7 protein-coding genes and 1 riboswitch are annotated in these 13,981 nt (G+C 65.5%); of the genes, 1 reads left to right on the top strand and 6 read right to left on the bottom strand.

What is annotated here, in order from left to right:
- Positions 1 to 135: 135 nt before the first annotated feature.
- The 4 genes from XcodCFBP4690_RS05135 to thiC form a co-directional block, all read right to left on the bottom strand.
- Entirely contained in the window at positions 136 to 3,024 is a 2,889-nt protein-coding gene (locus XcodCFBP4690_RS05135; RefSeq protein WP_167394477.1) for a TonB-dependent receptor plug domain-containing protein, read from the bottom strand.
- Positions 3,025 to 3,072: 48 nt separating this feature from the next.
- A complete protein-coding gene (locus XcodCFBP4690_RS05130) occupies positions 3,073 to 3,966 on the bottom strand; it encodes a helix-turn-helix domain-containing protein (protein ID WP_104539933.1) in 894 nt (297 codons plus the stop codon).
- A 110-nt stretch (positions 3,967 to 4,076) separates the two neighbouring features.
- Positions 4,077 to 6,404 carry a winged helix-turn-helix domain-containing protein gene (locus XcodCFBP4690_RS05125; protein ID WP_104540051.1) on the bottom strand — a complete coding sequence of 776 codons (2,328 nt, stop codon included), beginning with the start codon at positions 6,402 to 6,404 and terminating at the stop codon, positions 4,077 to 4,079.
- 425 nt (positions 6,405 to 6,829) lie between these two features.
- Positions 6,830 to 8,707, bottom strand: a complete 1,878-nt coding sequence (gene thiC, locus XcodCFBP4690_RS05120; RefSeq protein WP_104539932.1) for a phosphomethylpyrimidine synthase ThiC — start codon at positions 8,705 to 8,707, stop codon at positions 6,830 to 6,832.
- Positions 8,708 to 8,820: 113 nt separating this feature from the next.
- Positions 8,821 to 8,919, bottom strand: a riboswitch (TPP riboswitch).
- A gap of 576 nt (positions 8,920 to 9,495) precedes the next feature.
- Between thiC and XcodCFBP4690_RS05115 the strand changes: the two genes are divergently transcribed.
- The gene (locus XcodCFBP4690_RS05115) at positions 9,496 to 9,939 is read left to right on the top strand and encodes a hypothetical protein (protein WP_146091840.1); all 444 of its coding nucleotides are present in this window, start codon (positions 9,496 to 9,498) and stop codon (positions 9,937 to 9,939) included.
- Positions 9,940 to 10,127: 188 nt separating this feature from the next.
- Here XcodCFBP4690_RS05115 and XcodCFBP4690_RS05110 read toward each other — a convergent pair whose 3' ends face one another.
- Positions 10,128 to 11,984 carry a methyl-accepting chemotaxis protein gene (locus XcodCFBP4690_RS05110; protein WP_208622692.1) on the bottom strand — a complete coding sequence of 619 codons (1,857 nt, stop codon included), beginning with the start codon at positions 11,982 to 11,984 and terminating at the stop codon, positions 10,128 to 10,130.
- 62 nt (positions 11,985 to 12,046) lie between these two features.
- Positions 12,047 to 13,756 carry a gamma-glutamyltransferase gene (gene ggt, locus XcodCFBP4690_RS05105; RefSeq protein WP_104539930.1) on the bottom strand — a complete coding sequence of 570 codons (1,710 nt, stop codon included), beginning with the start codon at positions 13,754 to 13,756 and terminating at the stop codon, positions 12,047 to 12,049.
- Between the last annotated feature and the right edge of the window lie 225 nt (positions 13,757 to 13,981).

Below are 13,981 nucleotides of genomic sequence, written 5' to 3'. Positions count from 1 at the left end.
CGGGGCGCGCCAGCCCTCGGCGCCACACGGCAGCCGCGCGACTGGCACGCACCACCACACCTTGAACGCAGTCGAACACGGACATAAAAAAAGCGGGCCTTTCGGCCCGCTTCTTCTTTCACGTCGCTTCGATGATCAGAAGCGCTGGTTGTACTGCACGAACAGGAAGCGGTCGTAATCCAGCATCGGATCGATGGCCGCGGTGCTGCTGTTGGTGATCGAGTAGGTCACCGGCGGCTGCTTGTTCCAGATGTTACGGGCGCCGACGGTCACGCTGCCATCCCACGGAGCCTGCCAGGTGACCGAGACGTCCTGGTAGGAGATCGAGCCCTTCTTGTTGGAACCGGTACCGCCGCCCCAACCCGGATTCGGCGTCTGGTAGTTCGGGTTGTTGCACTCGATCCCTGCCGAGGCATCCCAGCAGTAATCGCGGAAACCGCCGTAGTAGCGCAGGTTCCAGTTGGCCGACAACGCACCCAGCGACCAGTCCAGGCCCAAGGTGGCACGCACGCGCGGGAAGTTCCAGTAGCCGGCGTAGTTGGCCCAATCCGCATCCGACTCTGCCTGCGACTTGTAGGTCGCCAGGTAGTTGGTATCCAGGTTGACGGCGAACTTGCCGTAGGCGGTTTCCGGCATGCGGTAACGCACGCCGAAGTTGTAGCCTTCGGTTTCCAGACGACCCAGGTTGACGTTACCGCGGCTCAGCGTGGTGACCTGGCCGGTGATCGGGTCGCGACCGTAGTCGGCGCAGTAGCTGGCCAGGCTGTTGAGGTAGCAGTTGTTCAACACATCATTGGCCGACAGCGCGGTGATGATGTTGGAGATCGAAATGCGGTACCAGTCCAGCGAGAAGTCCAGGCCCTGCACCCAATGCGGGCTGTACACCATGCCCACGGTGCGGGTGATGCTGTTTTCCGGCTCGAGCTCGGCGTTGCCCACGCCCGAATTGAACGGCGCGTTGCCCTGCACGTCGCGACGCGTCACCGGGTTGCCCGCGCTGTCGGTCTGGCGGTAACCGGCCGCCAGGCCTTCGCTGGCGCAGCGTGCTGCCACGCCTGCATTGCCCAGCGAACCGAAGGTGGCGTCGCACGGATCGGTGAAGGTATCGAAGGTCTGCGAGCCGCCACCGAAGGTGTCAGACAGCGTCGGCGCACGGAAACCGGTGCCGTAGGTACCACGCACCAGCAGGTCGTCGATCGGCTTCCAGGTGAAGCTGAACTTGCTGTTGGTGGTGTCGCCGAAGCGGCTGCAGTTGCTGTAGCGTGCGGCCACGTCGAACGACAGTTCCTTGGCGCCCGGCAGATCCTTCAACACCGGAATCAACAGCTCCAGGTAGGCTTCGTTGGTCTGGTAGCGACCTTCGGTGGCCTGTGCCGCCAGGTCGGTGGTGTAACCGGCGCTGGACAGCTGATCCGGATAGTCGTAACCGCTGACTTCGCGGTGCTCGACGCCCGCAGCGAAGCCCAGCTCGCCGGCCGGCAGATCGAACAGGCCACCGGTGATGTTGGCGGTCCACTGCTTGCTCAGACTCTGCTGCGTGGACTGCGTCAGCGCATTGATGTACTGCAGCGCGTTCGGGGTGGACGCCGAGGGGCCGCCCAGGATGTTGAACGGGGTGCACTGGCCCAGCGCGTTGCTGGTGCCCAGCGCGATCGGAGCCGCCGCGGTACCGCACTGCACCTGACCCTGCGCATTGAGGAACGACGGACCCAGCGCCTTCTGCAATGCCAGCAGGTTGATATTGCCGCGCGAGACCTGCGTCACGTCGTACTTGTTGTAGTTGAAGCCCACGTCCCAGTTCCAGCCGTGGCTGCCGACGTCGAACACGCCTTCCAGCGCTGCATCGAAATGCAGGGTCTTGACGTTGCTTTCGGTGGTGCGCGGCAACTCGACAGTGCGGCGGAACCAGCTGGTGATGTCCTGGCCGACCGGGTTGTAGTAGCTGCTGCCACTGATGGCGACCGGGAACTGCGGCTGCGAGGCGGCCTGCAGCGGGTAGCCGGCGATCTGACGGTTCGAGTCGCGCTCGGAGTACATCGCGGTCGACTTGAAGGTCAGGCTGTCGGTGAAGTTGTAGCTGCCGGTGGTGAAGATCGACTTGTTGCGGCTGGACTGCTGCAACATCATCTGGTCGACGGAGTTGTAGTAGTCGTCGGTGGTGATCTCGTTATGGTAGTTGGCGAGATTGCGCGAATCGGCGCCCACGCCACGGCCATCGAACGAACCGGTGTGGTTGAGGATGTAGGTTTCGCCGTTGGAGGTGAAACGACCCCACGGGCCGGTCGCGCTCAGGCTGTCTTCGATATGGTTCGGACCGGCCGAGTAACGGGTCAGCGCACGGTCCTTGGCCCACACCGGATCTTCGTTGGTGTAGTTGGCACCGAACACCAGCGAGGCGCGGTCGGTGGTGGTACCGGCGGTGAAGGAGTACTGCTCCTTGGAACCGTCGCCGCGACCGTTCTGGCCGAAGTAGGCCGAGGCCTCGGCACCGTCGTAGTTCTGGCGCAGGATGATGTTGACCACACCGGCCACGGCGTCGGAGCCGTAGATCGCCGAGGCGCCGTCCTTCAGGACTTCGATGCGCTCGATCAGCGAGCTCGGGATGGTGGACATGTCGGTCAGGCCATTCAGGCTGCTGGTCCAACGCTTGCCGTTCACCAGCACCAGGGTACGGTTCTCGTTCAAGTTGTAGAGATTGACGTACTGGCCGCCCTGCTCCGGATCGGAGGTCAGCACGGCAGCCTTGCTGTAGGTCTGCGTGCCGGCGATCGACAGGTTCTGGAGGATGTCGCCAACGCTGACCAGGCCGGACTTCTGGATGTCCTGCTGAGTGACGGTGAACACCGGCTGTGCGGTTTCCACGTCGACCGAGCGGATGCGCGAGCCGGTGATTTCGATGCGGTCCAGGGTCGTGGTCGACGGGGCGGACTGCTCTTGTGCATTGGCGGCAAAAGCCGGCGTCAACGCGATCGCAATACCGGCGGGCAACAGGCCCAGCCGCACTGCGGAGGTGCGAAGGTTCATCAATCTCTCCAGGGTTCGTTAGTGGCGCGTTAAGCGCCCCTGTGCAAATTACGATTGCGTGAACGCCGTCGCTTTGCGCGTCACGCTACGTGGCTTTGCCGAATCTGGCGAATTGGCCGCCTGGTCGCGGTAGTGCGATGCGGAAACCCCGAAGCGCGCGCGAAACGCACGCGCGAAACTGCAGCAATTATCGAAGCCGCTGGCGGCGGCCACCTCACCGATCATCATCGAGGTGTCTCGCAACAGATCGGAGGCGCGCTCCAGCCGCAGGCGCGCCGACAATGCCTGCGGGCTCTCCTCGTACAGGCTCTGAAACGTCTTGGAGACATACCAGCTGGAGAAGTTGGTCAGCTGCGCCAGTTCGCTGATGCGCACGACGCGGTCGCTGTTGCCTTCCAGATACAGTCGGGCGCGCTGCATGCGGCCGAATACCTGTCGGCGGCGGCTGCGTGAGCGGCCCGGGCAACGTTGCTCCTGCTCGATGAAGTCGCGCTGCATCGCTGCCAGATGCAGCAACAGCGGGCGAGCCGAGGCGCTACCGCTCTGCACTGCTGCGTTACGCCACAGCCGCAAGGCGATGCGCAGATCGCTGCGCGACAACTGGCTGCGACCCGGATACAGCGTGGCGTCGGTCAGCTCGGCCAGCGACTGCAGGCTATCGCCATCGAGACTGACGCCGACGCAGAGCGCACTGCGGTCGGCCTGCACGGTGGGATGCGAATCCTTGTCGAAGGCGATCCAGTCGCCGGCGCGCAGGCGGAAACGCCCTTCCTTGGATTCCACCCACGCGCGTCCACGCAATTGCACCCACAGTGTGAATGTCGCAGATGCGGTGCGGATGCTGCCAAGGCGCGAGACGGCCAGACACGTGGTCGAGGTCGATTCGCTGGCATTGTCCAGAGACAATGCGAGACCGCGATCGGCAGTGATGACCTGTTGCATGTTGGCAGCCCCATGTACGAAAGAGGGCGTAGTGTTTTGCCGAATCTGGCGCGGGTCAGGAAGTTCTGACGAAACTGTGCCGAAATCGCCACGAAACCTTTCCGAAGAACTTACGAGGTCATTTTCCTCAGTAGTATCAATAGGCTGGAGACAAGGCCGGGGGCGAACGACGACCGTTCCGGCAGCGCCATGTAGGCGATCGCGCTGCCGTCTTCCTGCGCCAGCGCCACGTACATCGCATCGCTGCGCGGATCCACGCTGAATCCGTTGATGGTGGTGAATTTGTCCACGTCCAGGCACTGCGCTCGCCCGCCGCGCAGCTCGCTGTCGTAGGCCGCACAACTATCGGTGGACGACAGGTAATGCAACCGGCCGTCCGCGCCCGGCGACCAACTGCGATACCGCCAACGCGATGGCTGCTGCGGATCCACCGGCCGCACGCTGTCTGCGGCCAGCGTCGGTGCGATCTGCCACAGCCCGGCGCCACTGAGATGCGTGAACAAGACCTGCCCGCTGCCGCGGTCCAGGCGCAGTTGCGAGACATCCTGCAGGGTGGCCAGCGCACGCCAGGGCCGGCTGCGCCGGTCGTAGAGCGTGGCGAAGGTATGCCCGCCGTCGTCGGCGGCAACAACCAGCATCCGGTCGGGATCGGGCAGATGGATGGCCTGCAGCGGCCGTGCCTGCGGCACCGGCAGGCGCACCGCCCTGCCGGTGGCCGAAGTCACTTCGAACAGCGCTGCGTGTCCCTCCGCATCGCTGCCGCTGACCAGCACCTTCCGCGAGTCGGCCGACCAATCCGCCGCCTGCCGCGCGTCCGGCCGTATCCCTTCGATCAAGCGCACCGACGCCGGTTTGGTGACATCGCCCCACCACAGGCCGTAAGTCCCGGAGCGGTTGGAAGCGAAGATGAGTTGGCGCCCATCCGGGGCAATCATCGGGTGGTCGTCACGCCCATTGGACGCGAACAGCCGGCGTCGAATGTAGCCACCATTCATCGGATCGTGGATGACCTGATACACGCCGAATTGCGGCTTGCGCTGGACAAATACCAGGTGGCCGTGCGCCACGTCCGGTGCTTGCGCGTCGTCCACGCCCAGATCGTGCAGGCTGCGGTCGACCAGATCGAGCCGGTATAGCCGCGCTTCGCTGTCGACGCGGCGCCCGAAGATCAGGCCACTGCCGTCGGGCAACCAGCTCCAGCCGCGGATGTCGGCGTTGTCGTGGGTCAGGCGTTCGGCGGTGCCACCGCGTGCAGGAATCCGCCAGAGATCGCCGAGCTGGGGGTTGCGCAGGAACACGATCCAGCGCCCGTCCGGGGAATAGCGTGGCGCATAGTCGAAATCGGTTGGCTGCGCGTCGTATGCCAGGCCCTGCCACCGACCGGTTTCCAGGTCCAGGCGCCGGATCCCCGCCACGCCCTGCACACCGGTCATGCTGCCGAACAGTAATGCGCGGCCGTCGGGCGTCCAGCTGAAACTGAGCATGTCGCTGCCATCGCAACGCATCACCTCGCGCGCGGCGGCAGCGCCGGCCGCCGCGGCGATCATGATTCTGCAGCTACCATCCGGCGCCTGCCGCGAGAATGCGATTTTGCGCCCATCCGGCGACCAGGCCGGTAATCGATCGGAGACGCCAGGTGCAGGCGTTTCCAGCACACGCGGATAGGCGTTGTCGGTGGTCTTGACCAGGATCGACGTGCCCACGCGATCGCCGGTCAGCGAGGCATAGGCAACCATCGCGCCATCGGGCGACAGGCTGGGGGTGAGATCGAACCCGCCGCCTGCGGTGATCACCTGATACGGCCGCTTGGGACTGCCTGGTACCGCCGGTGCCGACGCAGCCGTATCGGCCGCCTGCGGTCGCAGCCACAGCGTGCGCGCCGCAAGCCCCAGCACCACCAGCAACGCCAGGCTGGCAACGGCCAAGGCCATCCAGCGGCGCCGATGCGGCGCTTTCGCTGTCGCCGGTAAACGCTGCGCGGCCTCATGCTGGCCCGCATCCGACCCGGCGTGCATCGCCGGAATTGCGGGCGGCGCCGGGTGCTCGGGCAGCGGCTCGCCGGGCGGCATGGGCGCTTGTGGCACCTGCACCAGGGGAGACTCGGCATGCAGGTCCCACGCCACTGGCGCCATCAGGCGATAGCCGGACTTGGCGATCGTCTCGATATGGTCCGAACGCTGACTGCCCTGGCTGCCCAGCGCCTTGCGCAACTGCGTAACGGCCTGGGTGACGACATCATTGCTGGGCAAGGTGTCGGGCCAGACCTCGGCCAGGAGTTGTTCGCGCGTGACCACCTGCCCAGCTTGCCTTGCCAGGGTCAGCAACACCGCCAGGGATTTGGGCGCCAGCCGCAGCACGCGCCTGCCGCCTGGCGCATGCACCTCGCGCGAGGCAATGTCGACCACGCACTGCCCGACACGCAGTCGGCCAGAGGACAGTGCAGTAGCGGGAGGAACACTCATCGGCAAAGAACAGGCATCGGCATGCAAGAACCACAGAAGACGCAACACACCGGATGCGAAGCGCCAAATTCAGCAAAGGACGACGACCAACTGTGTCATGCATCCATTTGGTGCAAATTTTACTCTATGGCCCGTTGCTTCCTATGCCGGGCAGTGACGTCAGGCTCTCTCTCTCTCGCCGACGAATTCAAATAATCACGATGTTTCCTTCGCGCCTTCTGGCGCGATTTTTTTATCTGCGATTCAGTTAGACGGCCCGCAAGCCTTTAAATCTGTAACCGCTTGCAAATCGGTTGCAGTGTGGCACTTGCGGGAGCCGCTGGAATCTGTACAAAAATTTGCTGAACTGTTCCTAAGCAGCCCGCGTGTCACGCAGGCTGCCGTGCAACCAAGTGACCGGGCTACGACACGCGGTACACCTGCGCGCCCTGGTCCAGAAATTCCGCCGCCTTCTGTTCCATCCCTGCCGCCAGCACGCCCTCTTCGCCCAGGCCATGCTCGGCAGCGTAATCGCGCACGTCCTGGGTGATTTTCATCGAACAGAAGTGCGGACCGCACATCGAGCAGAAGTGCGCCAGCTTGTGCGCATCCCTGGGCAAGGTTTCGTCGTGGAATTCCCTGGCCTTTTCAGGGTCCAGGCCCAGGTGGAACTGGTCGTCCCAGCGGAATTCGAAACGCGCCTTGCTCAGGGCGTTGTCGCGTACCTGCGCGCCGGGGTGGCCCTTGGCCAGGTCGGCGGCATGCGCGGCGATCTTGTAGGCCATGATGCCGTCGCGCACGTCCTGGCGGTTGGGCAGTCCCAGGTGCTCCTTGGGTGTGACGTAACACAGCATCGCCGTGCCATACCAGGCGATCATCGCCGCACCGATGGCACTGGTGATGTGGTCGTAGCCGGGCGCGATGTCGGTGGTCAACGGCCCCAGGGTGTAGAACGGCGCTTGTCCGCATTCGCGCAGCTGCTTGTCCATGTTTTCCTTGATGAGCTGCATTGGCACGTGGCCCGGCCCCTCGATCATGGTCTGCACGTCGTGCTTCCACGCCAGCTTGGTCAACTCGCCCAAGGTTTCCAGCTCACCGAATTGCGCGGCGTCGTTGGCATCGGCAATGCAGCCAGGGCGCAACCCATCGCCCAGCGAGAACGCCACGTCGTAGGCCTTCATGATCTGGCAGATGTCTTCGAAATGGGTGTAGAGAAAATTTTCCTTGTGATGTGCCAGGCACCACTTGGCCATGATCGATCCGCCGCGCGACACGATACCGGTGACACGCCGGGCGGTCAGCGGCACGTAGCGCAGCAGCACGCCGGCATGGATGGTGAAATAGTCCACGCCCTGCTCGGCCTGCTCGATCAAGGTGTCGCGAAAGATCTCCCAGGTCAGCGCCTCGGCGCGCCCATCGACCTTCTCCAGCGCCTGATAGATCGGCACCGTTCCGATCGGCACCGGCGAATTGCGGATGATCCATTCGCGCGTCTCATGGATGTGCTTGCCGGTGGACAGGTCCATCACCGTATCGCCGCCCCAGCGGATCGACCACACCAGCTTTTCGACTTCTTCGGCAATGCCCGAGGACACCGCGCTATTGCCGATGTTGGCGTTGATCTTGGTCAGGAAATTGCGCCCGATGATCATCGGCTCGCTTTCCGGATGGTTGATGTTGTTCGGCAGGATCGCGCGGCCGCGCGCGATCTCCTCACGCACGAACTCCGGCGTGATGCGCTGCTGGATCGCCGCACCGAACGGCTCGCCGGGGTGCTGCTTGCGCAGTGCCTCATCGGCAACCGCCTCCAGCCGCTGGTTTTCGCGAATGGCCACGAACTCCATTTCCGGGGTGACGATGCCACGACGTGCGTAGTGCATCTGGGTGACATTGGCGCCGGCGCGCGCCACCCGTGGCAGACGCCGCGCTGAAAAGCGCACCCCGTCCAGCCGCGCATCGTGTTCGCGGGCGCGCCCGAAGCTGGAGCTGAGTTGGTCGAGCACCACGGTGTCGCCGCGTTCGGCGATCCAGTTCGCACGCAATGGCGCAAGCCCGGCCGCAAGATCGATCGCCGCCTGCGGATCGGTGTACGGCCCGGAGGTGTCGTAGACGCTGAGCGGCGGATTGTCTTCGCCACCGAACAAGGTGGGCGTGCGGGTCAGCACGATCTCGCGCATCGGCACCTGCAGATCGGCGCGCGAGCCGGACACAAAGATCTTGCGGGAACCGGGAATCGGCCGGGTCACGGCCTCGGACAGCGATTGGGCGTGTTGCTGCAAAACGGTAGGCGCGGCATTCATGGCATTCGTCCTGTGTGCTGGGGACCAGCACCAATGGCGCTGGCTCTGCGAGAAAGTCGCAGTACGGACGAAGCGGCGGCGCTCAACACGGATCGCCCGTGCAGGCACGGACCATCGCATCTAACGAAGCTTCCCTACGCCGGTATGAGCCGGATCAGGTTCGAAGGGACTATCTCAACCGCAACGGTGCCGCGGTACCCCCACTTCGGCGGCGATTAAACCACATCGCCAAGACAGGCGGCATGCGCCAATGCAGCCAGGCCGTGCGTGCCGCCCGCACGGCCCGCCTCGCTACAGCTGAACACATGCCGCGCCCCTGACATACACCGATATCTTCAAGGCACGCCCCTCGCTAGCCTGCCCGCATAACGACAAGAAACTGCTCTCTCTCCCTGCCGCCGACCTTCGGCGGTTTTTTTTGCAAGCCAGCGATCGCCGCAACCCGTTACTTTTTTGTGAAACGGGCAAGCGAATGCGTGGGACGCCGTGCGCTGTCTGGGTAGTGAGCGTAGGGCGGGGAGCGGCCGGTCATCGCCATACGCTTACACGGGCGTCTCCTGGAACCACGCTGGACGCGTTCATGCTGATAGACCATGCTTCGCCGCCTTTCCGACTGGATGTCACCGACCATGCGCTCGACAATCGCACGCCGCCCATTGACCGGTGCCGAGGCCGCAGCGTTGCAGGCGCGCTGCCCACCGAACTGGGAGTATTTGCACTTCCATGCAGGCGAGGAGTGCTGCGACGGCCCGCTGCGGATCGATGGCGCGCTGGAGATCGAGCAGGACGTGCTCGTGGTGCTGGGCAACGTCGAGTGCGACATCCTGTTCGTCAACGATATTGCCAGCCTGATCGTCGCCGGCGACCTGCGCGCCCGCGCAGTCATTGCCAATGGCGGGCTGTACGTGTTCGGCGACCTGGACTGCCAGACCCTGGTCGGCCTGTCCTACGGCGATCGCGTCTTCGGCTGCACCGGGAACGCCCGCGTGGGTGCGCTGATCGAGGACGCGCACACCTTCGATTTCGTCGGCATGTTCGAGGCTGACCTGATCGCACCGGAATCCAACATCATCGCTCTGCCGAACCATGCGCGCATCGCCCGCGATTTCCGCGCCGGCATGACCCCCGAGCAGTTGCGCGAAGTTTTCGTCGAGGCTGTGTTGCAGGATGACACGCTCGATGTCGACAGCGTCTGCAGCGCACTCTGGGCAGGCCAGTCGCCACTGCGCTGAATCCACGCACGGCACGATAGTCGCAGCCTTGGGAACGCCATTGCCGGCATCGGACTCCTGTCTGTAAGCCGCTGCGCCGTGCCTGCTCGCGTCTGCAGCAGCGCTGAGAGCAGCCCTGGGCCGACAATGTCGTCAATGCCCGACAGCAGTTACTCGCTCTGGGCGTGCCATGCCCGCCCGCACGAGGCTTACTCCAGCGTGTACCCCACCCGCAGGCCGCCCCAGTGCTTGCGGCCGACGAAGATCGGCGCGGACAGATCGAACATGATCTGGCCGGTGTCGCGGCGATAGACCTGCAGCCGATACGGATCGGTATGCGCGCCGACGCTGCGGCCGACGCGGTCGCTGAACTTGCGCTTGGTGCGGTTGCCGACCAGGTCGCGCTTGGCATCGCCGGTCAGCGGCTGGGTGAAGCGCAGGTTGTGGGTGGGCACGTAGCCGTCGGGATTGGCGCAGATCGCGAACACGATCCATGGATGCGCTTCCAGCAACGGCTCCTGCAGCGGCGGAAGCAGCTGATCGCAGAGCGCGTCGAAGTCGGTGCTGAACTTGGCCGGCTCCACGCCGGGGATCGGCGCATAGGTCCGCGCGAACAGCGACGCCTCGTCGATCTGGCCCCGCGCGATCGCCTGCGCCAGGGCCGTGCCGATCTTGGCCGCCGTGGCCACGGCAAGCTCCTTGACGCGGGCGTGCCGCGGCACCTGCAGCGGGTCGGCCGGCAAGCGGAACAGGCCCACGCAATCGCGCAAGGTTTCGGTGCCGCGCTCCAGCGCTTCGCTGCGTTCGGCCACGTGCGCGGCATGCTGCAGATTGCTGCGACCCAGCGCGACCACGCCATCCACCGCATGCTCGATGCCGCGAATCTCGCCGTCCTGGGCCTGGATGCGCCCGGCTACCGTGGTCATCGCGGCGCTGGCCTGGCCGAGCACGCGGGTGATGCCATCGAGCACGGCTTCGGTGCCGCGCGCAGAGGCCGCGCCCTCGCCCACCGCGGCGCTGGTTTCGGCCAGGATCGCGCGCACGTCGCGGGCGGCGGCGGCAGCGCGTTCGGCCAGGCGGCGGATCTCGGTGGCGACCACGGCGAAACCGCGCCCGGCCTCACCGGCATGCGCCGCCTCGATGCTGGCATTGATCGAGAGAATATTGGTCTGGAAGGCGACCGAATCGATGACTTCGATGACCTCGCCGGCGCGCGCGGCACGGCGCTCCACCTCGTGCATGGCCTGGCCCAGCGCATGCGCCGCGGCCACGCCCTGGCGTGCGCTGTCGTCGGCACTGGCGGCCAGCGCGATCACCTGCGCCAGCTCGGCATTGACGTCCTGCAGGCTGGACGAGAGCCGCTCCACGGCGGTGCGCGCCCCGTCCAGGGCGTCGGTTTGCGCCTGCGACTGGCGCACCATCTCATCGTTCTCAGCCACCAGCGGCGGCACCTCGGCGGCGATCTGCACCGACAGCGCCACCGCCTGGCGGATCGCTTCAGCCAGATTGCCGAACCCGGCCTGCAGCCGACGGCCCATCTCGGTGTCGGCCAGGCCTGGCGGCAGCAGCAGTTCCAGTTCGCAGCCGGCCAGCGCCTGCGCGGTGCGCTCCAGCACGGTGCGGTCCTCGTGCTCGGCCTGCAGGCGCGCGACCAGGGGCTGCAACAGCGGCGAGATCGGTACCGGGCGGCTGTCTTCGGCCAGGCGGGTGGCCTCGCGCAGCAGGACCGCGGTTTCCACATGCGGCAGCGACAACATCCAGCCGCCATGCTCGCGGTCGCGCAGATAGCGCACACGCCGGGCCGGATCGTCGCCCGGCGCGGCCCACACACCTTCATCGCCGACCAGATCGGCCGTACTCAGGCCCCACAGCACCGCAGCCGGTGCACCGATCAGATCGCCGGGCGCCTTGCCCAGCACATCCAGACCGGCGCGATTGCACGCCACCACGCAGGCCTCGGCCGACAATCGCAGCAAGGCCACCGGTGCATCGGGAAGCAGGGCCGCCTGGGTTTGCGACGGCACATCGGGCTGTTGCATCGAGTTCATGGGGAAGTCCTGATCCATCGCTATCGTTAGCGGCGCGTCGTAGCGGGAATTGAGCCACAGACTCGACCGTGGCGGCGCGCTCAGTAGCCGGCCGCCTGCCCGTCCTTGCGGCTTTCCGACGCGCCGTAATAGACGCCGCTGGCCGCATCACGCGCGATCGCCTGGTAGCCGCCGTACGGGCCGTCGGCAAAGATCACCCGGTGCCCCTTGCGCATCAGCGCGCGGATGGTGTCGTAGGAAAAACCGGTTTCCAGATTGACCTCGCCACCATCGCTCATCGCGGTGGCCTGGCCGGTGGGCTCGGTGGACCCCTCGTGCTGGATGCGCGGCGCATCGCCGGCCTCCTGCAGGTTCATGTGGAAGTCCACCAGGTTCATCACGATCTGCACGTGGCCCTGCGGCTGCATCGCCCCGCCCATCACGCCGAAGCTCAGCCACGGCTTGCCATCCTTGGTGACGAAGGCTGGAATGATGGTCTGGAACGGCCGCTTGCCCGGCGCATAGCCGTTGGGGTGGTCCTTCTTCAGCACGAACATCTCGCCGCGGTCCTGCAGGATGAAGCCCAGCCCGGGCGGCGCCATGCCGCTGCCCATGCCACGGTAATTGGACTGGATCAGCGACACCATCATGCCGTCGGCATCGGCCACGGTCATGTAGATGGTGTCGCCCTCCTCCAGCTGCCTGGGCGTGCCGGGCTGCACTTCCTTCAGCGCCTTGTCCATCGAGATCAGCGACCGGCGCTGGGCCGCGTACTCCTTGGACACCAGCCTGGCCAGCGGCGCGGGCTGGAACGCCGGGTCGGCGTAGAAGCGCGCACGGTCGGCAAAGGCCAGCTTCTTGGCTTCGGTAAACAGGTGCACGTGCTCGGCCGAACCGAACGGGATCTTGGAAAAGTCGTAGCCCTCCAGGATGTTGAGCATCTGCAGCGCGGCAATGCCCTGGCTATTGGGCGGCAGTTCCCACACGTCATAGCCGCGGTAATTGGTGCTGACCGGCTCCACCCACTCGCCGTGGTGGCTGGCCATGTCGTCGTAGCTCAGATACCCGCCATTGGCCTTGAAGTAGGCACCGATGGTGCGCGCGATCGCGCCCTTGTAGAACGCCTCGCGGCCGCCGTCGGCGATCTGCTGCAAGGTATTGGCCAGGTTCGGGTTCTTCCACATCTCGCCCTTGCGCGGGGCATGGCCATCAATGGTGAACTGTTCCTTGAAGCCGGGGTACTGCGATAGCCGCGGCACCGAGCGGTCCCAGTAATACGCAATCGTTTCGGCAACGGGGTGCCCTTCGCGGGCATAACGGATCGCCGGCGCCAGGTTCTGCGCCATGGGCTTGCGGCCGAAGCGCCCGTGCAGCGCAAACCAGCCATCCACCGCGCCTGGCACCGACACCGGCAGCGGGCCGGTCGGCGGAATGTCTTTCAGCCCACGGCGCTGGAACTCTGCCAGGGTCAGCGACTTGGGCGAACGGCCCGAGCCGTTGTACCCGTAGAGCTTGCTGGTCTTGGGGTCCCAGACGATGGCGAACAGATCCCCACCCACGCCGTTGCCGGTGGGCTCCATCAGGCCCAGTGCCGCGTTGGCGGCGATCGCCGCATCCACCGCCGAGCCGCCGTCCTTTATTACGTCCAGCGCGATCTGCGTAGCCAGCGGTTGCGAGGTGGCGGCCATGGCATGCGGGGCGATCACTTCCGAGCGGGTGGCGAACGGCTGCCCGGTGATGCGGTCGGCAGCGCCGAGGGGCGGCGCGAGCAGCGCCAGGGCAGACACCAACAAGACAGGTACGCGACGCATGTGCAGGCAACTCCCCGTGGACACGACAGTGGATGATGCACCATACCAGCGGCCCGGCTTGCGGCCCCGTATCGTCGCAGCGAGCTGCGATCAACCCGCGCAGTTGGTGATCCAGGTCGGCCCTGGCGACCGTCAGGCGATGCGGTTTCAGCGGTAACCATGCTGCTGCCATGCGGCTTCGCACGCTGTGCGCGGCAGGCCCGAGGATGTTTCACCCGCAAGGGT

The organism is Xanthomonas codiaei, from assembly GCF_002939785.1.
GTDB lineage: Bacteria > Pseudomonadota > Gammaproteobacteria > Xanthomonadales > Xanthomonadaceae > Xanthomonas > Xanthomonas codiaei.
Note: the sequence above shows the minus strand (reverse complement) of the source record. Positions and strands in the feature narration are given on the sequence as shown.